Annotated in this window: 20 protein-coding genes; 16 read left to right on the top strand and 4 right to left on the bottom strand. The window is 69.7% G+C overall.

Features of this window, described 5'->3' with window-relative positions; translation table 11 throughout:
- The first annotated feature begins 1 nt into the window (after position 1).
- The 3 genes from AAFF32_RS04085 (at position 2) to AAFF32_RS04075 (ending at position 4,167) form a co-directional block, all read left to right on the top strand.
- On the top strand, positions 2–631 hold the full coding sequence (locus AAFF32_RS04085) for a tetratricopeptide repeat protein (protein WP_216964723.1): 630 nt from the start codon (positions 2–4) through the stop codon (positions 629–631).
- 176 nt (positions 632–807) lie between these two features.
- Positions 808–2,508: a gamma-glutamyltransferase gene (gene ggt, locus AAFF32_RS04080; protein WP_342316562.1), complete on the top strand. Its 1,701-nt coding sequence runs from the start codon at positions 808–810 to the stop codon at positions 2,506–2,508.
- Positions 2,509–2,523: 15 nt separating this feature from the next.
- Positions 2,524–4,167 carry a putative 2OG-Fe(II) oxygenase gene (locus tag AAFF32_RS04075; protein WP_342316561.1) on the top strand — a complete coding sequence of 548 codons (1,644 nt, stop codon included), beginning with the start codon at positions 2,524–2,526 and terminating at the stop codon, positions 4,165–4,167.
- Here AAFF32_RS04075 and AAFF32_RS04070 read toward each other — a convergent pair whose 3' ends face one another.
- Complete coding sequence (locus tag AAFF32_RS04070; protein ID WP_342316560.1) at positions 4,168–5,313, bottom strand: MBL fold metallo-hydrolase; 1,146 nt, start codon at positions 5,311–5,313, stop codon at positions 4,168–4,170. It abuts the gene before it with no gap.
- Between the two features lie 73 nt (positions 5,314–5,386).
- Positions 5,387–6,874 (bottom strand): AAA family ATPase, encoded by a 1,488-nt coding sequence (locus tag AAFF32_RS04065; RefSeq protein WP_342316559.1) that lies wholly within the window; start codon positions 6,872–6,874, stop codon positions 5,387–5,389.
- Between the two features lie 376 nt (positions 6,875–7,250).
- On the opposite strand from AAFF32_RS04065, the gene AAFF32_RS04060 reads away from it, so the two are divergent.
- The 13 genes from AAFF32_RS04060 (at position 7,251) to AAFF32_RS04000 (ending at position 19,088) form a co-directional block, all read left to right on the top strand.
- Positions 7,251–8,162, top strand: a complete 912-nt coding sequence (locus tag AAFF32_RS04060) for an AEC family transporter (RefSeq protein WP_216964733.1) — start codon at positions 7,251–7,253, stop codon at positions 8,160–8,162.
- A gap of 125 nt (positions 8,163–8,287) precedes the next feature.
- Positions 8,288–8,920: a ParA family protein gene (locus AAFF32_RS04055; RefSeq protein ID WP_216964735.1), complete on the top strand. Its 633-nt coding sequence runs from the start codon at positions 8,288–8,290 to the stop codon at positions 8,918–8,920.
- Between the two features lie 72 nt (positions 8,921–8,992).
- On the top strand, positions 8,993–9,469 hold the full coding sequence (locus AAFF32_RS04050; RefSeq protein ID WP_342316558.1) for a histidine phosphatase family protein: 477 nt from the start codon (positions 8,993–8,995) through the stop codon (positions 9,467–9,469).
- Complete coding sequence (locus tag AAFF32_RS04045) at positions 9,460–10,071, top strand: YceI family protein (protein WP_342316556.1); 612 nt, start codon at positions 9,460–9,462, stop codon at positions 10,069–10,071. Before AAFF32_RS04050 ends, AAFF32_RS04045 begins: the two co-directional genes overlap by 10 nt.
- Positions 10,068–12,113 (top strand): phospholipase D family protein, encoded by a 2,046-nt coding sequence (locus AAFF32_RS04040; RefSeq protein WP_342316555.1) that lies wholly within the window; start codon positions 10,068–10,070, stop codon positions 12,111–12,113. Before AAFF32_RS04045 ends, AAFF32_RS04040 begins: the two co-directional genes overlap by 4 nt.
- A gap of 408 nt (positions 12,114–12,521) precedes the next feature.
- A complete protein-coding gene (locus tag AAFF32_RS04035) occupies positions 12,522–12,710 on the top strand; it encodes a hypothetical protein (RefSeq protein WP_216964742.1) in 189 nt (62 codons plus the stop codon).
- 34 nt (positions 12,711–12,744) lie between these two features.
- Positions 12,745–12,930 (top strand): hypothetical protein, encoded by a 186-nt coding sequence (locus AAFF32_RS04030; protein ID WP_216964743.1) that lies wholly within the window; start codon positions 12,745–12,747, stop codon positions 12,928–12,930.
- A gap of 230 nt (positions 12,931–13,160) precedes the next feature.
- Positions 13,161–13,607, top strand: a complete 447-nt coding sequence (locus tag AAFF32_RS04025) for a hotdog fold thioesterase (protein ID WP_216964745.1) — start codon at positions 13,161–13,163, stop codon at positions 13,605–13,607.
- Between the two features lie 112 nt (positions 13,608–13,719).
- Positions 13,720–14,526, top strand: a complete 807-nt coding sequence (locus AAFF32_RS04020) for a lysophospholipid acyltransferase family protein (protein WP_216965360.1) — start codon at positions 13,720–13,722, stop codon at positions 14,524–14,526.
- 66 nt (positions 14,527–14,592) lie between these two features.
- On the top strand, positions 14,593–15,582 hold the full coding sequence (locus AAFF32_RS04015) for an alpha/beta fold hydrolase (RefSeq protein WP_216964747.1): 990 nt from the start codon (positions 14,593–14,595) through the stop codon (positions 15,580–15,582).
- 122 nt (positions 15,583–15,704) lie between these two features.
- The gene (locus AAFF32_RS04010; protein WP_254200757.1) at positions 15,705–16,202 is read left to right on the top strand and encodes a hypothetical protein; all 498 of its coding nucleotides are present in this window, start codon (positions 15,705–15,707) and stop codon (positions 16,200–16,202) included.
- 106 nt (positions 16,203–16,308) lie between these two features.
- Positions 16,309–18,381: a tetratricopeptide repeat protein gene (locus AAFF32_RS04005; RefSeq protein ID WP_216964749.1), complete on the top strand. Its 2,073-nt coding sequence runs from the start codon at positions 16,309–16,311 to the stop codon at positions 18,379–18,381.
- Between the two features lie 80 nt (positions 18,382–18,461).
- Positions 18,462–19,088, top strand: coding sequence for a YbhB/YbcL family Raf kinase inhibitor-like protein (locus AAFF32_RS04000; RefSeq protein WP_216964751.1), 627 nt, complete (start codon positions 18,462–18,464; stop codon positions 19,086–19,088).
- A gap of 57 nt (positions 19,089–19,145) precedes the next feature.
- On the opposite strand, the gene AAFF32_RS03995 is transcribed toward AAFF32_RS04000, so the two are convergent.
- A complete protein-coding gene (locus tag AAFF32_RS03995) occupies positions 19,146–19,985 on the bottom strand; it encodes an META and DUF4377 domain-containing protein (RefSeq protein WP_342316554.1) in 840 nt (279 codons plus the stop codon).
- 100 nt (positions 19,986–20,085) lie between these two features.
- Positions 20,086–20,940, bottom strand: a complete 855-nt coding sequence (locus AAFF32_RS03990) for an undecaprenyl-diphosphate phosphatase (RefSeq protein WP_216964756.1) — start codon at positions 20,938–20,940, stop codon at positions 20,086–20,088.
- Positions 20,941–21,228: the final 288 nt, after the last annotated feature.

Here is a 21,228-nt window from a genome sequence, read left to right as displayed (position 1 = left end):
CATGTTCAGTCGCACTCTTTTCGCGACGGCCCTGCTGGCCGTCACCGGCGCCGCGTCGGCGCAAAGCCTGCCGCGTCCGGCGGAGTTCTACTTCGACGCCGACGCCAACACGCTCAAGCCCGTCGTCGCCGTGCGCGAAACGGGCGATGTTGCCGCGCAGAAGCTGGCCAAGGCCATCGAGCGCAACCCGCACGCCAAGGCCGAAGTCGCGCAGCTCGCGCATCTGGCGATGGCCGCCGGTCGCATCGACCTGGGCAAGCAGCTCTACGCGCGCGCTCTGTCGGCGATCGACCGCAGCGACAGCCTGTGGCGCGCCGTGGTCTGGAACTACGGCTGGGACCTGTACCGCACCGGCGACTTCGAAGGTGCGTTCGCACAGTGGCGTGCGCTGGTGGAATCGCGCAGCGTCACCGCGTCGTGGATGCCGCCGACGCTGGCGCTCTCGCTGTGGTCGATGGGCCGCAAGGACGAAGCCGTGCAGTGGTACGCCGCCGCCGTGCGCAGCGAGCCGCAGCAGTGGAACACCACCGCGCAGTTCGCCCGCCTGCTGCCGGACTGGAGCGACGCCGACCGGACCCTCCTGTCCGAAGTCCAGGCCGCCTGGGCCGCGAACCCGCCCCGCTGGCCCTGATACCGCGCCCGCGTCCATACACCGCCGTACCTTTGAACCCCTCTCCCGCGAGAGGGGTTCTTCGTTGTGGGACAGCCTTTGCCGCTGCGGCGCGTTGACGGCCGCCCCGCCTTCCGGCACGCCCCGCCGCGTGAAGGCCGCGTTAGGATGCGACTTCGTCCCAAGAAGCACCGTCCATGCGCCTGCTGTTCACCGCTGCCCTGCTGAGCCTGCCGTTCACCGCCATGTGCGCCGATCGCATCACCGGAAAGCTTTTCGCTACCCGCAGCGAGGTGTACGCACCGCATGCGATCGCCGCCACCTCGCACCCGCTGACCACGCAGATCGCGCTGGACGTGATGAAGGCCGGCGGCAGCGCGGTGGACGCGGCCATCGCCGCCAACGCCGCGCTCGGCCTGATGGAGCCCACGGGCAACGGCGTCGGCGGCGATCTGTTCGCGATCGTGTGGGACCCGAAAACGAAGAAGCTCTACGGCTACAACGGCTCGGGCCGTTCGCCCAAGTCGCTGACGCTGGCCGAGTTCCAGCGCCGCGGCCTGAAGGACATCCCGCCGCACGGCCCGCTGCCGGTCACCGTGCCGGGCACGGTCGACGCATGGTTCGCCCTGCACGACCGCTTCGGCCGCAAGCCGATGAAGGACGACCTCGCCCCGGCCATCCGCTACGCGCGCGAAGGCCATCCGGTGCACGAGGTCATCGCGTACTACTGGGGCCGCAGCGTGCCGACGCTGTCGAAGTGGCCGGGCTTCACCGAGCAGTTCACGGTCGACGGGAAGCGCGGCCCGCGCACCGGCGAGATGTGGAAGAACCCCAACCTCGCCAGCACCCTGGAAAAGATCGCCAACGGCGGCCGCGACGCGTTCTACAAGGGCGACATTGCGCGCACCATCGACGCCTACTTCAAGGCCAACGGCGGTTTCCTGAGCTACGACGACCTCGCCTCGCACAAGGGCGAGTGGATCGAGCCGGTCAGCACCAACTACCGCGGCGTCGACGTGTGGGAACTGCCGCCCAACGGCCAGGGCATCGCCGCGCTGCAGATCCTCAACCTGCTCGAACCCTACGACCTGAAGTCCTACGGCTTCGGAAGCCCCGAGCACGTGCACCTGTTCGCCGAAGCCAAGAAGCTCGCCTTCGCCGACCGCGCCGCGTCCTACGCCGATCCGGATTTCTACAAGACGCCGGTGGCCAGGCTGATCTCGAAGGACTACGCACGCGAGCGCGGCAAGCTGATCTCGATGGACAAGGCCGCCAAGGCGGTCGAGCCCGGCGTGATCCCGCAGCTCAACGAAGGCGACACCATCTACATGACCGTCGCCGATGCGGACGGAATGATGGTCTCGCTGATCCAGTCCAACTACCGCGGCATGGGCAGCGGCATGGCGCCGCCCGGACTGGGCTTCATCTTTCAGGACCGCGGCGAGCAGTTCGTGCTGAAGGAAGGTCATCCCAATTCCTTCGCGCCGGGCAAGCGTCCGTTCCACACCATCATCCCCGCCTTCGCGACGAAGAACGGCAAGCCGTGGCTGAGCTTCGGCGTGATGGGCGGCGCGATGCAGCCGCAGGGCCACGCGCAGATCATCATGAACCTGGTCGATTTCGGCATGAACCTGCAGGAAGCCGGCGACGCGCCGCGCATCCAGCACGACGGCAGCACGGAGCCGGCGGGCCAGGCGACCGCGATGGAAGATGGCGGCGAACTCGATCTGGAAACCGGCTTCCCGTACGAGACGGTGCGCGCGTTGATGGGCATGGGCCATTCGGTGCGTTTCGCGCTCGGCCCGTACGGCGGCTACCAGGCGATCATGGTCAATCCGAACGGCGGCTACATCGGCGCCAGCGAATCGCGCAAGGACGGCCAGGCCGCGGGCTACTGAGATGGAGGCGCTGACGTGAGCGGCGCCGACGTCACCGCCCTGCTGCGACGCGCGTGGCTCGCGCTGCAGCAGGGACAACCGGCGCCCGCGCGCGCCGACTGCGAAACGGCGTTGCGCCACGCGCAGGATTCCTTCGATGCATGGCGCCTGTACGCGATGTCGCTGCAGGCGCTGGGCGATGCGGCCGGTTGCCGCGCCGCGTTGCAGCGCGCCCTCGCGCTGCGACCCGACGACGGCGCCACCGCGCTCGACCTGGGCACGATGCAGTTGCACGCGGGCGAGCACGGCGCCGCGATGGCCTCGCTGCATCTGGCCATGCAACGCTTGCCGCAGGAACCGCGCGCGGCGTTCCGCTACGGCACCGCGGCGTTCCTCGCGGGCGATCACGCGCAGGCGGCGCAGGGTTTCGAAGTCGCCGCGCGACTCAAGCCGGACTGGACCGAAGCCTGGAACAACCTCGCCGCCGCACACGGCAAGCAGCAGGACTACGTCGCCGCGATCGCTGCTGCGCGCAACGCGCTGGGCCTTCGCCCGAACGATGCGAGCACGCACCAGGCGCTGGCCGCACTGCAATCCAACCTGTTCGATCGCGAATCGCTGCAGGAGGGTCTGCAGCATGCGCTGCACGCGTTACGGCTCGATCCGTCACTGGCCGAAGCCCATCGCAACGCGGCGATCCTTGCGCGCAAGCTCGGCGACGCCGCCGGCGCCGAAGCCTACGCGCGACGCGCGCTGGAACTCGCACCGGGCGACGTCGAAACCGTGAACACGCTGGGCGAGCAGTTGCAGCTCAATCGCAAGACCGATGAAGCGGTGAGGGTCTACGCGCACGCGCTCGATGCCGGCGTCGAGTCGCCGCTGCTGCGCCGCCAGCACGGCATCGCGCTGCTGCACGACGACCGCGCGGACGCGGCGCGCACGACGCTCGCCCATGCGCTTCGCCAGGCGCCCGACGACCAGCGCGCGATCGCGCACCTGGGCGTTGCGATGGCGCAGGACGATGCGGCGCGCGCGACGCAGTGGCTGGGCCTGCATCGTCATGTGCACGCGATCGCGCTGCCGACGCCGGAGGGCTTTGCAGACGCGGACGCCTTTCACGTCGCGCTCGCCGACGACATCCGCCGCCACAGCCAGCAGCGCTGGGAACCGGCGGGGCTGGCGGCGCGCAATGCGTATCTCAGCGGTGATCTGCTCGCCGATCGCACGCCGGCCATCGTCGGTTTCGAGCAACGGCTGCGCGAGGCGATCGATGCGTTCCTCGCGCGCTGCCGTGAAGCGCGCGCGGGCGACGCCGCATCGGGTGAGGAGGATGTGTTCCTGCGCAACGTGCCCGCGCGCTATCGCATGCACGTCTGGGCGACGCAGGCCGCCGAACGCGGCTTCATCGACACGCACATCCACGAGGATTCGTGGCTCTCCGGCGCGTATTACGTCGAACTGCCGCCGGCGATCGGCGACGACGACGCCACGCACGCGGGCTGGATCGAATTCGGCCGACCTTTCGCCAACCTCCCGTCGCCGCCCGACACCGCGCTGCGCCGCGTGCGCCCGCAGGTCGGCACGCTGCTGCTGTTTCCGTCGTACCTGTTCCACCGCACCCTGCCCTATGCCGGCGAAGGCGAGCGGATCAGCATTTCGTTCGACCTTGCGGCGGTGTGATCAGCCTTCGCCCTGCTCGATCGGCTGCCCTTTCGCTTCCCGGTACGCCGCATCGGTGAAGGGCTGCGTCCAGTAGCGATCGAACCAGCGCGTCAGCCAAGGGTCGTCGCCGACGAACACCGCGCGGTCTGCCGAGAGGTCGACGCGCTTCTTCGCTTCTTCCATGCTCGTGCCCTGCTTCGCCAGTGGTGCTACTGCGTCGCGCGTGTGGCCGATCAGCGCGATGACGCGCCCGGCGTACGCGCTGTCGCGCATCGGCGCACCGTGGCCGGGGATCCACACCGCCGGCCGCTTCGCTTCCAGCGCGCGCAGCGTGGCCTGCCAATCCGCCGGATAGGCGTTGAAGCCGAAGGGAATCGGCGCGACGAGCAGATCGCCCGTCGCCAGCACGCGCTGGCGCGGCAGCCACGCGACGAGATCGCCGTCGGTGTTGCCGCGGCCCGGGTGCAGCAGCTCGACCGGACGCAGGCCGTCGTCCAGCCGCAGCGAATCGCCGAACGTGCGCGTCGGCAATGCGAGCACGAGGCCGCGCGTGTCCTGGCGGTACTGCGCGAACAGGCGGTGCGAGGCTTCGAAACCCGCGCGCTCGCGCTCGGACAGGCCGGGCTTGGCGAGCGTGTCGCGCAGGAAGGTCTCGGCGCCGTCCAGGCGCGCGTCGAACGCAGCCTGCAATGCCGCATCCGGCGCGCCTTTCGGATAGGCCTTCATGGAGCGCCCGCGCAAATGCGCATCGGTGACATCGGTGGCGACGATCTCCGTCGTCGGCCACGCCTGCGCGATCGCCGACAGACCGAGCACGTGGTCGCCATGCCAGTGGGTGATCGCCACCGCCTTCACTGGCTTGTCGCTGACCGAGCGCACCAGCTCGACGATGCGCCGGCCCGCGCCGGGCGAACCGCCGGCGTCGACCAGCACCAGACCATCGGACTGTTCGATGACCACGACGTTGCCGATCGGCTGTATGTGGAACGGCTGCGGTTGCGCGATCAGCCAGACACCGTCGTCGACGCGGACGATCGTCTGGAAGTAGCCGTCCTCGGCCGTGGGGCGCGCGGGCACGTCGGCGGACGGAGCGGCGGACAGCGCGCCCGCCAGCACCAACGCGGCGGCAAGCAGGCCGGCTTGGAATCCCTGGATCGGTCGCATCGACGGAGCTCCGCGTGGACTGCCGCCATGCTGGAGCGCGCCGGGGCCCGCTCGCGCGGCCCGTAGGTCATGCTCAGTCCGCCGGAACCGTCCTTCCCTGCGCCCACTCGCGCAGCTCGTGCACGCGCTCGGCCATCAGCACCGAGAGCGGACGCGTCTGCTTCAGTTCCGCGCGCAGCAGGAAGTCGTTGAGCGGCGCCTTCGCCGCATGCGCGGCATAGAGCGAGGCGACGATGGCCTGCTCGATCTCCGCGCCGGAGAAGCCATCGCTCGCGGCCGACAACCCCGACAGGTCGAACGACGCTGCATCCAGCGCGCGGCGACGCAGGTGCAGTGCGAACAGCTGCTCGCGCGCGGCGGCGTTGGGCAGGTCGACGAAGAAGATCTCGTCGAAGCGTCCCTTGCGCAGCAGCTCGGGCGGCAGCGCGTCGATCTGGTTCGCGGTGGCGACGAGGAACACGCGCGACTTGCGTTCGGCCATCCACGTCAGCAGATAGCCGAGCACGCGCCGCGAGACACCGCCGTCGCTGTCGCCGCCGTCGCCGGCCAGGCCCTTCTCGATCTCGTCGATCCACAGCACGCACGGTTCCAACTGTTCGGCCGAGGACAGCGCGGCGCGCAGGTTCTTCTCGGTCTCGCCGTGGAACTTGTCGTACAGCGTGCCGAAGTCCAGCCGCACCAGCGGCACGCCGAAGCCGGCGGCGACCGCTTTGGCGAGCATCGACTTGCCGCAGCCCTGCACGCCGAGCAGCAGCACGCCCTTCGGCGGATCGAGGCCCGCCGGCGCGTCGCCGCTGACGAACACGTCGCGACGCTGCTGCACCCAGCGCTTGAAGCGCGAGGCGCCCGCTACGTCGTCCATGCGCGCGGTGTCGTATTCGTAATGCAGATGGCCGCTGCGGTTGAGCAGCTCGAACTTCAGCTTCGCCAGCGCGGGAAGGTCGTCCGGGCCGAGCGCGCCGTCGCTGAAGATCAGCTGGCGCGCGATGCGGCGCGCGTCGATCGGATCGAGGCCGCGCAGATTGCGCACGATCTGCTTCACCGCCTCGCCGTCCACTTCGACGCGACGGCCGCCGTTCTCGCGCGCGTAGTTCTCCGCTTCCTCGCGCACCAGCTTGAGCAGCGCGTTGGCGTCGGGCAGGCGCGGCGTGTAGCGAACGGCGAGCGAATCCAGTTCCGCCGGCAGTTCGACCTTGTGGCCCACCAGCACCAGCACATGCGGCTGACAGTCGCGGCGCTGCAGGATGTCGCGCAACTGGCGCTGCGTGCCGGCGTAGCCCAGGTACGGGTGGAAATCGAGCAGCACGTAGATGCCGCGCTGGTCGGCGTTGCGGATCGCCTGCAGCGTGTTGGAGGCATCGGGCGCGATCTCGGCCTCGTCCTCGCGGTCCAGGTCGATGCGTCGCAGCCCTTCGGTGATCGACCAGCGGTGCAGCGCGCGCCACACGTGCATGAGCGCCTGACGGAACAGCTCGACCACGCGGGCTTCGTCGCGGGTCTCGATGACGATGAGCGGGGTGTTGGCGCGGATCAGCGCGGTGAGGTCCTGCAGGTCGGTCATCGTGCTTGAGGGCGTCCGTGTCGGTGCGTGGATGATAGGGGATGGGGCGGCGCGGGCCGGGTTCGGGAATCGGGAATCGGGAATCGGGAATCGGGAATCGGGAATCGGGAATCGGGATTCGGGATTCGGGATTCGGGATTCGGGATTCGGGATTCGGGATTCGGGATTCGGGATTCGGGATTCGGGATTCGGGATTCGCAAGAGCATGTCATTCCCGCGCAGGCGGGAATCCAACTGCGGGAGGCTCACACTCTCCGGAGAGCATGTCGCGGCTGACCTGCGCGGGGATGACGGCATTACGTAGGGCGATCCACCCGCCATTCCTTATCCCCGCCGCCGCTTTTACAGTGGTCGCCCCCGCAATGCGCCCCACCCCATGGCTTTCGACGCCTTCGCCCTCGTGCTGCTCATGCTCGCGCTGGGCTACCTCTTCCAGCGCCTGCGCGTGCTGCCCGGCGATGCCGCGCGCACGCTGAACCTGGTCGTGCTCTATGTCTGCCTGCCGGCGGCGGTGCTGCGCTACGTGCCGCAACTGCATCTGGAACCGGCGCTGCTGGGCGTGATCGCCGTGCCGTGGCTGCTGCTGGGCGTAACCGTGGCGGCGGTGGGCGCGCTGTCGCGCTGGCTGAAGTTCCGGCGCGACGAGACCGCCGTGCTGATGCTCACCGTCGCGCTGGGCAATACCAGCTTCCTCGGCTATCCGCTGACGCGTGCGCTGATCGGCGAGCATGCGCTGCCTTACGCCGTGGTCTACGACCAGTTCGGCACCTTCCTGGTGCTGTCCACCTTCGGCTTGTGGACGCTGGCGCATTACGGCGGCGAGCACGCGCCGTCATGGCGCGAGATGGCGTTGCGCGTGGCGAAGTTCCCGCCGCTGTGGGCGCTCGGGGCGGGTTTCACGGTGATGCCGGCCGACCCGCCGGGCTGGCTTGCGAACGGACTGCAACGCCTGTCCGATGCCCTGCTGCCGCTGGCGATGCTGACCATCGGCCTGTCGGTGCGCTTCGCCCTGCCGCGCGACGAACTCAAGCCGCTGGCGGTCGGCCTCGTACTGAAGCTTGCGGTGATGCCCGCGCTGGCCCTGCTGCTGGTGCCGCTGCTGGGCCTGCACGGTCCGATGGCGCGCGTCACCGTGCTGGAGGCCGCGATGCCGTCGATGGTCACCGCCGGCGCGCTGGCCATCGTCCATGGGCTGGCGCCGCGCCTGGCGGCGGCGATGGTCGGGTACGGGCTGCTGCTGTCGCTGGCGACATTGCCGCTTTGGGCCGCCTGGGGCGCCGGGGCCTGACGCCCGGGCGCGGGCTTCACCCACAGCTGAACCTGCCGCGGCGGAGGGCGCACCCGGCCGCACCACGCATGGTTCCGTCGGCCCACCCCGTGTACGCTGCGGCTTCCATCCAGAGGGGAGTCCGCATGAAGACCGTGCTGGTGGCCAGTTCCAAAGGTGGCGTGGGCAAGACCACGATCGCCACGCACCTCGCCGCACAGTCGGCACTGGAAGGCCTGCGCACCGCGCTGGTCGATGCCGATCCACAGGAATCCTCCACCCGTTGGGCCCAGCGCCGGGCCGGGCTGGAAAGTGCCGTGCTGCCGCTCGACGGCACCCGCCGCAAGGCGTGGCGCAAGCAGTTGCCCGACGACACCCAGCGGCTCGTGATCGATGCGCCGGCGGGCTCGATGGCCGACGATCTCGACGTGTTCCTCGAAGAGGCCGACGCCGTCATCGTCCCGGTGCAGCCCTCCGCGCTGGACATCGAGGCGACGGTGCCGTTCCTGGACTCCCTCGCGCGGCACCCGCGGGTGCGCAAGGGCCAGCTGCGGGTCGGACTGGTGGGCAACAAGCTCAAGCCGTGGACCAACGCCTCACAGCAGGCGCTGGAACTGCTGGCCGCCTGGCCGTACCCGGTCGTGGCGCAGCTGCGCGACAGCCAGGCGTACGTCGTGCTGACCGGACTGGGAAAAAGTCTGTTCGACTACCACTCCGTGCAGGTGCGCGAGCACCAGGACGATTGGCAGCCTTTGCTCAAGTGGTTGAAGAAAGGCTGAGCCATCACGTCGTTACGTGATAATGGCGGTCCTTGAACCCGCCTCACCCCAGCGACCCGGAGCCGCGCGCGCATGCGTGAACTGATCCTGCTACGACACGCCCACGCCGAACCCGCCAGCAATGGGCAGGCCGACCTGGACCGCCCGCTCTCCGCCGAAGGCCTGGCCGAGGCCGAGGCGGCCGGCCGCTGGCTGGCGGAGAACAATCTGATCCCCGACTGCGTGCTGTGCTCGCCCTCGCGGCGCACGCGCGAGACGCTGGAAGCCGTGCTGGCCGCCATCGGCTACGTCGACCAGCGCATCGAACCGTCGATCTACGAGGCCACGCCGGGCACGCTGATCTCGCTGGCCGATGCGCACGGCGAGGTCGAGCGGCTCATGCTGGTCGGCCACAATCCCGGACTGGAGCGGCTGGCAGCGCTGCTGCACAGCGGCCAGTCCGGCGACTATCGCGGCATGCCGCCGTCCGGGATCGCGGTGCTGAGCGTGCCGGCCGGCGTCAGCCTTGAGCCGGGCGTCGCCCAGCTCAGCGCCTTCTGGTGGCCGTGAGGGAACGCACGCCGCGCATAGCCTGTCTACTGCTGCTGTGCCTGCTGGCCCTCTGGCCGGCCTGGGCACAGGGGCCGGCCGATGTCGCCGAAGTGACGGGCAAGCGTTCGTTCGACCCGGCCTACACCCGCTTCGGCTTCGAACTGCGCACGCGCTGGGGTCAGCGCGTGTCGGGCGTGTTCCCGCAGTACGAGGGTGAGGTCAGCACCCTGGCCGACGGCCGTCACCGCGTGCGCATCGTGCTGCGCACCGCCGAGGTGATCGTCGCCGGTTCCGATCGTTACACCGCGCTCGCGCGCGGCCCGAGTTTCTTTGATGCGCAACGCTACCCCTACATCGAATTCGTCTCCGACCCGCACCCCGACACGCTCATCCAGACCGGCGGGCGCATGCGCGGGCGGCTTTCGATGCACGGCGTGACGCGCATGGAGACGTTCTACCTCTCCGACGCGAACTGCGAGCGTCCCGGCACCGATTGCGACGTCCTCGCCAGCGGCAGCATCAGCCGCGACGACTACGGCCTGGACGGCTGGCAGTTCGCGCTCGTCGACCGGGTGCGTTTCATGCTGCGGGTGCGCCTGGTCGAGGCGACGACGCCGTGAGAGCGATTGTGCGGATCGGCGTGGCCGTGCTGTCGCTGGCGCTTGGCGCCTGCGCCTCGCTGTCCGGCGCCCAGCGTGACCGCGCCACGGAAACGGTGGTGCAGGCGCGCTCCACCCAGGTGGATGGCACGCGCATGGACGCGTGCGCCCAGCGTTCGCCACTGCGCGACCTGGCCGCTCGCGCCTTCGCGCAGTCCACTCCAGAGGCGCCGGTGCATTACGCGCTGATCCTGGACCGCGGCCCCGACGCCCTGCTCGCGCGCGTCAACCTGATCCGCAGCGCGACCACCGCCATCGACCTGCAGACCTACATCTTCGACGAGGACGACGCCGGCCGGCTCGTGCTGGACGAACTCCTCGCCGCCGCGCGCCGCGGCGTGCGCGTGCGCGTGCTGATCGACCAGCTCGCCGCGCTTAAGCACGTGGAAACCCTGGCCGCGCTGGCCGGCGCGCACGTCAATTTCGAGTTGAAGCTGTACAGCCCCGTGTTGGGTCGTGCGCAGATCAGCTACCCGCAATACGCGCTGGCGGCGGCCTGCTGCTGGCGCACGCTCAACCAGCGCATGCACACCAAGCTGCTGCTGGTGGACGGCGCGGTCGGCATCACCGGCGGGCGCAATTACCAGGACGACTATTACGACTGGGACGACGAGTACAACTTCCGCGACCGCGACCTGCTCGTCGCCGGCCCCGTCGCGCACGTCATGCGCGATGACTTCGCACTGTTCTGGAACGACCGCCGCAGCACGCCGGTGGAACGCCTCGACGACGTCGGCGGCTGGCTGCTGACCGCCGGCGTGCCGGCGCTGCCGCCTGCGCATTTCGAGCGCCCGCAGCGCGCGCAGGCGATGCTGCGCGATGCCGCCGACAGTGCGTTGATCGAACAGCGCCTGGTGTCGCAGGCGATCCGCGTGGGCCACGTGCGCTACATCTCCGACACGCCGGAGAAGCACCAGGCCGTCAACGCCGACCAGCAGGCGGTGGCTTCGGGCTCGCTGCGCAGCCTGATCGAATCGGCGCGCGAGGAAGTGGTGCTGCAGACGCCGTACCTCGTTCTCTCCGACGCCGCGCAGGACATGTTCCGCCAGCTGCACGAGCGCCCGTTCGACGAGCGGCCGAAGATCATCGTGTCCACCAACAGCCTGGCGGCGACGGATGCGTTCATCGCCTACGCGCTGTCGTACAAGTACAAGCGCCGCTACCTGCGCGAGTTCGGCTTCAACATCTTCGAGTACAAGCCGTTCCCGGAAGATGCGCCGATCGACATCGCCGCCACCGGCGCGGAACTGCCGGACCTGGGGTTCGACGAGGATTCGGCCGCCGACCCGGCGTCCCTCTCCGCCAGCCGCGCGCTGAAGGGCGAAAGCGGCGGCACCGTGGCATCTGCGGCAAGTCCGTCGCAACCGCCGCCGCAGGACCTGAGCCAGACCCACCGCGAACTGCGCGAGCGTTACGACCGCCGCAGCGCGCTGGAGCGCGACCAGTACCGCCGCGCCCTGTCGCGCGAGTACAGCGCGCTGCGCTACAGCTCGCGTGGCGCGAACCAGCCGGTGCCGCTGCAGCGCGCGGGCGTGCGCATCGGCCTGCACGCCAAGTCGATGGTGATCGACGGCCGCATCGGCGTGGTCGGTACGCACAACTTCGATCCGCGCGGCGATCACTACAACACCGAGAGCGCGGTGGTGATCGAGGACCGCGCGTTCGCGCAGGCACTGCGCGCGAGCATCCATCGCGACATCGCGCCGGCGAACTCGTGGGTGATCGCGCGGCGCGACAAGCCGCCGGTGTTTTCCGGGCTCAACTATTCGATCGGCAAGATGTTCGAGGCGATGCCCGTGCTGGACCTGTGGCCGATGCGCTACGCCACCAGCTACGAGTTCGTGCCCGGGCCGGACTGCCCGCAGCCCCTGCTGCCCAGCAATCCCGATTTCCGCGCGTGCTACCAACCGGTGGGCGACTTCCCCGAAGTGTCGACGGGCCTGAAGGGCATCACGACGCGGATCTTCACCGCGTTCGGCGCGGGGCTGGCGCCGATCCTCTGATCGGCGATTGAGGGGCTCGCCGCCCCCGGACAACGGGCGGAATCCCCTTCCTCGCGTGCTCGCGCCGGCCCCCGGGCTCGGCCGCCCGGGGCGTTTTTGCGCACTGGCCGCTCCGCCCCCCATGCGGACGAGCGCAGTCACCTTCCTGAATGTGACGGTCTTCACCCTCCCTCTCGTCCCAGCTGGCGACCGCGAGGCGTGTCCGCGTGGGCCCAGGCCGCACCCCTGCCATCAGTCATGGCAACGGTAGCGCCGAAATGTCCATCTATATCAGCAAGTTCCGGCTCCGGCCGTGCCCCGTCAGATAGGTCTTCGGTGGGGTGACTTATGGCCCATGGCGGAATAGATCTGGTGTTGTACTTTACCAACACACCGAGGCAGTAACCCACCCCCACGAAGGACCCCGCCATGAACGCCCTCACCACTTTCGCCCCGTCCGCCAAGTCCGCTCCGGTTTCCCCGCTGGCCCTGATGAACGCCCCGTCGCGCAACCACCGCGAACGCGATTTCGGCGTCGGCTACGGCACCAGCAGTGGCTATGCCAGCAACCGCCGCTACACGACCGAGTGGGCGCCGCCGCGCTTCCGCTTTGCCTGATTCACCACGCAGTACCGAATTCCAGGACACCGCCATGAACGCCTTCCGTGCCATCCCGACCTCCCCCTCCGCCCCGCGCGCGAACGTCGTCATTCCGCTGCCGGTGCGTCACGTCCATCGCGAACGCGACTTCGGCGTGGGCTACGGCAACAGCAGCGGCTACGCCACCAGCCGCCACTACGCCCAGGACTGGATGCAGCCGCGTTTCCGCTGCGCATGACGGCGTCCTCCAGGCCCAGCGCCTGACCGCGCTTCCCCCGGCGCCAAGAACAACTCGTCCGGCAACACCTCGTCTCCCGTAGCAGGACCCATGCAGGAACCGATCGAACCCCAGTCCATCGAAACCATCCCCCATTCCCCCTGGCCCGGAGCCGGTGCGTCGGATTCTCTCCGTAACGACGCACTGACTGCCGGGCCCCTTTTATTCCCCGGCCTCGCTAAAGTGGCCGCATGAGCGACGCCCCCACCGCCCCCCGTTCGCCGTTCCGCACTCCGCCGGATCTGGCCGCCCTCAACGCGATGTCGCGCAACACGGCGATGGAGCCGCTGGGCATCGTGTTCACCGAAGTCGGCCACGACTTCATCCGCGCCACCATGCCGGTCGATCACCGCACCCATCAGCCTTACGGCCTGCTCCACGGCGGCGCCTCCGTGCTGCTCGCCGAAACGCTGGGCAGCAGCGCCGCGATGCAGTGCGTGGGCGAGGACGAGGCCTGCGTCGGCATCGAGATCAACGCCAACCACCTGCGCGGCGTGCGCGAGGGCCATGTCACCGGCACCGCGCGGCCGCTGCACGTGGGCGGTCGCACGCAGGTGTGGGAGATCCGCATCGAGGACGAGCGCGGCAAGCTGGTGTGCATCTCGCGGCTGACGGTGGCGGTGATCGCGCGCCCGTGAGTCGTGTCGCGAAGGCGCATGCGCGCGGCGCATTGCGGAACCTGTCTGGACGCATCGACGCATCCCGCTCATGGCGCTGGTCGCCGCGGCGGTGCTTAGGTATCGTGCATCAATGAATGCGCCGTCTCCCCACGCCGGCGCGACGGCGCCGACCACGGCGCCCGCCGCGCGCGCGCTCCGTTACCTTGTCCGCGTGCCGCTGCTGCTGTGGCACGTGTTCGTCGACCTGCCGCTGACGCTGCTCACCGCCGTGCCGTTCCTGGAGAACGTGCGCGTGGGCGATGAGCCGCTGGAGCATCGCGCCATCCGCGCCTGGTCCGCCGGGCTGATGTGGATCTTCGGCTTCCGCCTGCGTCGCGTCGGCACGCCGCTGCCGGGCGCGGCGATGTTCGTCGCCAACCACGTCAGCTGGATCGACATCGAGACCCTGCACAGCCAGCGCATGATGGGCTTCGTCGCCAAGCGCGAAATCGCCAGCTGGCCGGTCGTGGGCTGGCTGGCCTCACGCGGCGAGACGATCTTCCACGCGCGCGGCAGCACCGAATCGCTCGGCGGCGTGCTGCACGAGATGCTGGGCCGGCTGCGTGAAGGCCGCTCGGTCGGCGTGTTCCCCGAAGGCGGCACGCGCGGCGGACGCGAGATCGGCCCCTTCCACGCCCGCATTTTCCTGGCCGCCGTCGAGGCCGGCGTGCCGGTGCAGCCGGTCGCGCTGCGCTACGGCGAGCACGGCGATGCCCAGCACGTCGTGGCCTTCCAGCCGGGCGAGAGCTTCCTGGCCAATTTCCTGCGTCTGCTGGGCGAACCGCCACGGCTGGCCGAGGTGCATTTCCTCGAGCCGATCCTGCCCGGCGAGACCGACGGCCGTCGCCGCATCGCCGAGACTGCGCGCTCGCGCATCATCGCGGCCATGACGAGCTGAACTTCACGTTCTTGGGTGTAAGGCACTAGTGCGAGCACTCGATTCCGTACGGCTATGGTCCCAGGCATGCTGACCGCCTCCGACTACTCTCCGCCCCGCTGGCTGCGCAATGCGCATGTCCAATCGGTGCTGGGTTCCAGTCCACTGCGTCGCCGACATGGCGAGCGCAGTCTCGCGGACCTGAATGCGGTCAGCACCCTCCACACCGTCGACGCCGGCGAAGGCGTACGCCTGCAGGGCGTGCATTCCACCCTGCCCGAGCGTCCCTCGCGCGGCCTGGTGCTGCTGCTGCACGGCTGGGAAGGCAGCGTCGATTCCAGCTACATGCGGCTCACCGCGGTGCAGCTGCTGCGCGAAGGCTTCGAAGTCTTCCGCCTCAACTTCCGCGACCACGGCAATACGCACCATCTGAACGAGGGGCTGTTCCACTCCAACCGCATCGACGAAGTGGTGCGGGCGGCGGCGGCGGTCGCGAAGCTGTATCCGGACCGGCCGATGGCGGTGGCCGGTTACTCGCTCGGCGGCAACTTCGCGCTGCGCCTGGCGCTGCGCGCGCCCAGCGCCGGCGTGCGCCTGGAGCACGTCGCGGCCGTCTGCCCGGTGCTGGATCCGGCACGGACGATGGAGTCGATGGAGCAGGGGCTGCCGGTGTACCTGTGGTACTTCGAGCGCAAGTGGCGCGGCTCGCTGGCGCGCAAGCGCGAGCTGTTCCCGCAGACGCACGCCTTCGACGACCAGGTGCTGGGCCTGCGCATGCGCCCGCTCACGCAATGGATGGTCGAACGCCACACCGAATTCGGCACCCTGGAGAGTTACTTCGACGGCTACTCCATCGCCGACCACCGCCTCGCCTCGCTGCAGGTGCCGGCAAGCATCCTGATGGCCGAAGACGACCCGGTGATCCCGGTGGACGGCTTCCGCAAGCTGCAACTTCCGGACAGCGCCCAGGTGGAGATCTCGCCCTGGGGCGGGCATTGCGGCTTCCTGGAAAGCGCGAAGCTGGATGGTTTCGCGGAACGCTGGATCGCGCGCCGCATCGGCAAGGCGCTGGCCTGATCGCGAAGTGCGTGTGTCGTGGATGACACAAAAATGCCCGGTTGCCGACAGCGCGCATTCAAGCGCGCGTTGATAGCGTCGAAGTCGGCGACGCGTCGTTCGCCCGTCCATCGAGACCTGCCATGAAGCGCTCCCCCCTGCGTGCCGTCCTGTTCGCGACCGGCCTGAGCCTGTGCACGGCGGCGATGGCGCAGGACGATGTCGATGCGGCTGCGCTGGACCTGAGCGTGCCGCAGCAGCGCATCGGCTTCACCAGCACCGATCCGGACGTGAGCTATCGCAACGATCCGCCGGGCAGCTGGTACGGCGACCACGGCCGACGCACCACGCTTCGGAGCGCGCAAGGCGACGACCCCAACGACTGGCGCGTGCACGGCAGCGTCGAGGCCGGCATCGGTTACTCCAGCCGGACCGGCAACGCCAACTGGCAGGCCGCCAACATCAACCTCGACAAGACCTACATCGATGACGAAGGCGACGCGAGCCACGTCAACATCGACATCAACGTCGGTCGCAGTGAGGGAGCCCTGTTCGGGCCGGGCTACTACCCTGCCTGGGAGGGCTACGGCCCGATGGGCCCGGGTCCGCGCATGCAGGCACGGCCGCCCTTCATTCGCTGACGCCTGCCCCGCCGTGCGCGGGGCTGCGGACACCGCCCAGCACACAGCGGCGGGCACGGTCGGACATACCGCTACAATCGCGGTTTTCGCCTGATCCGAGCCGTCCATGCACGAATCCATCATCGAGGCCCTGCGCCGCGGCGACGCCGCCGACGCAATCGCCACCGCCCGCGAGGCCATCGCCGCGCAGCCGCAGGACGCCACCTCGCACCGCCTGCTGGCCGCCGGCCTGCGCCTGGGCGGTGACCGCGAAGGCGCGCTGGCCGCGATCGACCAGGCCATCGCCCTGGCGCCGGAAGACGCCACGCTCCACCTCGAACGCGCCGGCCTGCTGCTGCACGAGCGCCAGCTCGACGAAGCACAGGCGGCGCTTGCCCGCACCACCGGCCTGGACCCGAACCAGTTCCCGGCCTACATCATCCAGGGCCACCTGGCGCTGGCGCGCGGCGATCTGGACGAAGCCGCCCGCCTGTCGCGCACCGCCTCGCGCATCGCGCCGGACCATCCGCACATCGCTGCGCTCGAAGGTGGCCTGGCGATTCGCCGCGGCGACGCCGACCGCGCCCTGTCCATCATCAGCGCCGCCGCCGAACGCGCACCGGGCGACGCGCAACTGCGCCATGCGCTGGGCTTCGCCTACCTCGCCAAGGGCCATTTCGCCTTCGCCGAACAGGCCTTCCGCGGCCAGCTCGAACAGGACCCGACCTCGCGCCCGCTGCGCTTGCTCGTCGCCGACCTGGTCCGTCGCCAGGGCCGTCCGGCCGATGCCGCCGACGAACTCGCTCCGCTGCTGGAAAGCGGCGACGTCACCGTGGCGATGCAGCGCATGGTCGGCGAGCTGGAGCTGGAAGCCGGCCGCAACGAGCGCGCCCTGGAACTGCTGAGCCAGACCTTCGCCGCCGACCCCCAGGATCGTCGCAACGTGCTGCCGCTTCTGGAGGCCTGGCGCCGCACGGAGCGCTTCGAGGAAGCGCGCACGACGCTGGATGCCGCACTGGAAGAACACGTGGCGTCGGCGGACCTGTGGCGCGCGCGACTGCTGTTCGAGGAATTCGCCAGCGAGGAATCGCGCAAGGTGATCGAGCGCTGGCGCGCGGCGATGCCGGATTTCGTCCCCGCGCTCGAAGCGCAGGCCACGCTGCACGATCGCGTCGGCGAATCCGAACAGGCCGAGGCCATCGCCCGCCGCATCGCCGAACTGCAGCCGGGCCACACCCAGGCCGAGCTGCGCATCATCGACGCCCTGCTGCAGCGCGATCCCGACGCCGCCGTGGAGCGCGTGGAAAGCCTGCTCGCGCAGGCGCCGGATGCCGGCGTGAAGCGCGCGCTGCGACAGCTGCTCGGTCGCTGCTTCGACATCGCCGGTCAGCCCGATGCCGCCGTTGCGACCTGGGCCGAGCTGCACGCCGAAGTCGTCGATCAACGCCTGCCTTTGCCGGAGATCAGCGTCGGTGCCCCGCAGTGGCCCGACATGGCGCCGCTGCCGGACCCGGCCGGTGCGGTGCTGCTGCTGTGGGGTCCGCCGGGTTCGCTGGTGGAGCGCATCGCGCTCACCTTCGACCAGGCCGGTGCGCCGCTGCGTGCGGACCGCTTCGGCGCGCAGCCGCCGAACGACCCGCTGCAGCGCTACACGACGGTGCCGGGACTTCTCGACGGCACGCTCGACCCGGCGTACATGATCAGCCTGTGGCGCGCCGCGCTGCCGAGCCGCGGCATCCAGGACGGCAACGTCTTCGACTGGCTGCTGTGGTGGGACAACGCGCTGCTGCTCGCCCTGCGCGCGCACCTGCCCGAGGCCGTGTTGATGGTCGCGCTGCGTGACCCGCGCGACATGCTGGTGGACTGGCTGGCCTTCGGCTCGCCGGTGCCGCTGGCGCTGCCCTCGCCCGACGAGGCCGCGCGCTGGCTCGCCGCGAACCTGGCGCAGATCGCCGATCTGCACGAGCAGGACCTGTTCCCACACCGCCTGATCAAGCTCGACGACATCGCGCAGGACGCCAATGGCATCGCCCAGGCGATCGCCGACGCGCTGCAGATCGGCGTCGCGGTCGCGCGGCAGAACGAGTTGGGCCCGGTGCGCTTCGAGCCCGGCCACTGGCGCCGCTTCCGCGACACGCTGGCCAACGAGTTCGAGCTGCTCACCCCGCTCGCGCAGCGGCTGGGCTATCCGGCGGAGTAAGTCCGGGTTCCCCCCGGATGCGCGGGGGACTCACCACCCCCGCGCCACGCTACCGTTCGATGCGTCACCCGGAGAAACCCATGCAGATCCGCAGCAACAGCTTCCAGCACCGCGAGCGCCTGCCGGCGGAGTTCGCCGCCGGCCAGCCCACCGCCGACGGCTTCGGCTTCGCGCCCAACCGCAATCCGCACCTGGCCTGGGACGGCGTGCCGGCCGGCACGAAGTCCTTCGCCCTGCTGTGCATCGACCCGGACGTGCCGACGGTTGCCGAGATGGTCGGCAAGCCGGGCGTTGAAATCCCCGCCGACCAGCCGCGCGCGGACTTCACGCATTGGGCGATGGCGGACATCCCCGCCGATGTGCGCGAAATCTCCGCCGGCAGCTGCAGCGACGGCGTCGTCCCGCACGGCAAGCAGAACCCGTCCGGCCCGGCCGGCGCGCGCCAGGGCCTGAACGATTACACCGGATGGTTCGCCGGCGATGCCTCGATGGCCGGCGACTGGCGCGGCTACGACGGCCCGTTCCCGCCGCCGAACGACCTGCGCCTGCACCGCTACTTCTTCCGTCTGTACGCGCTCGACGTCGAACGCCTCGACTTGCCGGAACGCTTCACCGCCGGCGACGTGCAACGCGCGATGCACGGACACGTGCTCGACGAGGTGGCGATGTACGGCACCTATTCGCTCAACGCGTCGGTCACGGGCTGAGCGCCCGCGCACCTGGCGTGTGACCCGGGCGCAACGCGCCGGGTCACACGGCACGCCTCAAGGGCGAGGCGCCTCGGACACGTCGCTCTCCACCACCATGTCGAGCACATACGCCTGCGACGGCGCGTCGGCCGGCGGGTTCTGGATCGCATAGCGCTTCACGCGCACGACGTTGCGCGTGCCGGCGACGTGCTCGAAACCTTCGATGTCCTGGAACAGCGGCTGCCAGTCGCCCGGCGTGCCCGTGCGCAGGCCCTTCTCGTCGAAGTGCACTTCGCGCACCTGCAGGCACTGCTTGTTCGGAATCAGCGGGTGGCTGCACGGCTTGGGCTGCGCGGCGACTTCGAGGAACACCGTTTCGCCCGGGCCACCGAAGCGCGTTTGCGCGGTGGGTTCACCGCGCAGGGTGAAGGCGTCGCCGTTCGCGCCGGTCAGCGTCAGCACCGGTGTCGCGCCGGATTGCAGCGCGGCCGTGAGTGCGCCCTTCAGGTGCTCGCCAACCGCGCCGTCCAGCGCCATGAGCTTCGGGTCGGTGCAGGCCATCATCGTCGAGGCCATGTCGCCCAGCGTCAGCGTCGCGCCGTCGAGCGTGTAGCGCCCGCTCATGCGGTTGCAGCTGTTCTCCACCGCGACGCGTCCGTCGACGAAGTTCAGGCGCAGTGGCTTGTCGGCGCGGGCGAACAGGGCGTCGATGCGCTGGCCCTTTGCATCGACGGCGTTGTCGAGCACCCAGTGATGGCCGCCGAGCACGGCGGTGTCGATCGCGGCCGTCGGTGCGGCAGGCGTGGCGGGCGTGGTCGCCGCCGGCGTGGCGGCGGGCGAGGCCGGCGGTTCCTGCGGCGCGCGCGCGCAGGCGGCCAGCGCGACGGACAGGGTCAACAGGGCGAATCGCTTCATGGGGCTCTCCTGAAAAAAGGCGACCCATGGAAACGGACCGGCGCTTAGGACGGGGTGAAGCTTCTCCACCCCGGAAACACACCCCGTTCAGAAAACCCCGTCAGCTTCCGGCCGGCATCAGGTACAGCAGCACCGCGCCGAGGATGAAGCGGTAGATCGCGAACGCCGTGAAGCGGTGGCTCTGGATGTAGCGCAGCAGCCACTTCACCGAGATGAAGGCGGTGATCGCCGAGGCGACGAAGGCCACGCCCAGCGCGGCCCAGTCCTCGTGCGCGGCTTCGCCGTTGTGCAGCACGCTCACCAGCTCGTAGGCGGTGGCGGCGAACATCGTCGGGATGCCGACCAGGAACGCGAACTCCGTCGCCGCCGCGCGCGAGGTCGTGCCGGCCAGCAGCGCCACGAAGATCGTCGCGCCCGAGCGCGACGTGCCCGGGAACACGCCCGCCACCACCTGCGCGATGCCGACCAGGATCGCCACCGTCCAGGTGATCGTCGTGCGCTCGCCCAGCACGGCCGCGCGCTTGGCCGCGAAATGCTCGGCCGCGATCATCCACACGCCGCCCAGCACCAGCGCCCAGGCGATCGGCGTCACTTCATCGGGCAGCTCGAAGCCGAGCTTCTTCACGATCACGCCCAGCACCGCTGTCATGCCGAAGGCCACGGCCAGCTTGAAGGCGTAGTCGCGCGCTTCGGCCGCGTCCATCGGCATGCCCGCCGGGCTGTGCTCGGCCAGCGCGCGCTTGCCCAGGAAGCCCATCGCCAGGTCCCACAGGCGCTGGCGGTAGATCAGCACCACCGCGAGGATCGCGCCGGCCTGGATGGAGATGTTGAACAGATCGCTGCGATGCCCGAGCCAGCGCTCGGCGATGAGCAGGTGGCCGGTGCTGGAGATCGGCAGGAACTCGGTGATGCCTTCGATGATGCCGAGCAGCAGGGCGGCGAGCAGGTCTGTCATGGGGCTGGGGGATTCGGGATTGGGGATTCGCAAAAACGCGGTGCGTCTCGCTGACGGCGAGCGCGGAACGGCGCAGCATACCGGATGGCCATGGACGCACCACCTTGACGCAACCGTCACACCGGTTGCATCGATTTGGTGCAAACAGACGCCCGGTCGGAGCCACGCTCTAGTTGAATCAAGGTGTTAGCCGATCGTAGAAGTTGGCACGACCCATGCGTAAGTAATCCCGTCACCGCCCGCGCGGCCGGCTTTTTCCAATCCCGAATCCCGAATCTCAAATCCCGG

Source organism: Lysobacter sp. FW306-1B-D06B, from assembly GCF_038446665.1.
In the GTDB taxonomy this organism is placed as follows: Bacteria; Pseudomonadota; Gammaproteobacteria; order Xanthomonadales; family Xanthomonadaceae; genus Lysobacter_J.
This window is presented reverse-complemented; position numbering and strand designations above follow the sequence as displayed.

What these genes read in the sequence shown, in the direction of transcription:
- AAFF32_RS04085 (WP_216964723.1), top strand. Translation starts at nt 2, where the DNA reads ATGTTCAGTCGCACTCTTTTCGCGACGGCCCTGCTGGCCGTCACCGGC.
- ggt (WP_342316562.1), top strand. Translation starts at nt 808, where the DNA reads ATGCGCCTGCTGTTCACCGCTGCCCTGCTGAGCCTGCCGTTCACCGCC.
- AAFF32_RS04070 (WP_342316560.1), bottom strand. Translation starts at nt 5,313, where the DNA reads ATGCGACCGATCCAGGGATTCCAAGCCGGCCTGCTTGCCGCCGCGTTG.
- AAFF32_RS04065 (WP_342316559.1), bottom strand. Translation starts at nt 6,874, where the DNA reads ATGACCGACCTGCAGGACCTCACCGCGCTGATCCGCGCCAACACCCCG.
- AAFF32_RS04060 (WP_216964733.1), top strand. Translation starts at nt 7,251, where the DNA reads ATGGCTTTCGACGCCTTCGCCCTCGTGCTGCTCATGCTCGCGCTGGGC.
- AAFF32_RS04055 (WP_216964735.1), top strand. Translation starts at nt 8,288, where the DNA reads ATGAAGACCGTGCTGGTGGCCAGTTCCAAAGGTGGCGTGGGCAAGACC.
- AAFF32_RS04050 (WP_342316558.1), top strand. Translation starts at nt 8,993, where the DNA reads ATGCGTGAACTGATCCTGCTACGACACGCCCACGCCGAACCCGCCAGC.
- AAFF32_RS04035 (WP_216964742.1), top strand. Translation starts at nt 12,522, where the DNA reads ATGAACGCCCTCACCACTTTCGCCCCGTCCGCCAAGTCCGCTCCGGTT.
- AAFF32_RS04030 (WP_216964743.1), top strand. Translation starts at nt 12,745, where the DNA reads ATGAACGCCTTCCGTGCCATCCCGACCTCCCCCTCCGCCCCGCGCGCG.
- AAFF32_RS04025 (WP_216964745.1), top strand. Translation starts at nt 13,161, where the DNA reads ATGAGCGACGCCCCCACCGCCCCCCGTTCGCCGTTCCGCACTCCGCCG.
- AAFF32_RS04020 (WP_216965360.1), top strand. Translation starts at nt 13,720, where the DNA reads ATGAATGCGCCGTCTCCCCACGCCGGCGCGACGGCGCCGACCACGGCG.
- AAFF32_RS04015 (WP_216964747.1), top strand. Translation starts at nt 14,593, where the DNA reads ATGCTGACCGCCTCCGACTACTCTCCGCCCCGCTGGCTGCGCAATGCG.
- AAFF32_RS04010 (WP_254200757.1), top strand. Translation starts at nt 15,705, where the DNA reads ATGAAGCGCTCCCCCCTGCGTGCCGTCCTGTTCGCGACCGGCCTGAGC.
- AAFF32_RS04005 (WP_216964749.1), top strand. Translation starts at nt 16,309, where the DNA reads ATGCACGAATCCATCATCGAGGCCCTGCGCCGCGGCGACGCCGCCGAC.
- AAFF32_RS04000 (WP_216964751.1), top strand. Translation starts at nt 18,462, where the DNA reads ATGCAGATCCGCAGCAACAGCTTCCAGCACCGCGAGCGCCTGCCGGCG.
- AAFF32_RS03995 (WP_342316554.1), bottom strand. Translation starts at nt 19,985, where the DNA reads ATGAAGCGATTCGCCCTGTTGACCCTGTCCGTCGCGCTGGCCGCCTGC.
- AAFF32_RS03990 (WP_216964756.1), bottom strand. Translation starts at nt 20,940, where the DNA reads ATGACAGACCTGCTCGCCGCCCTGCTGCTCGGCATCATCGAAGGCATC.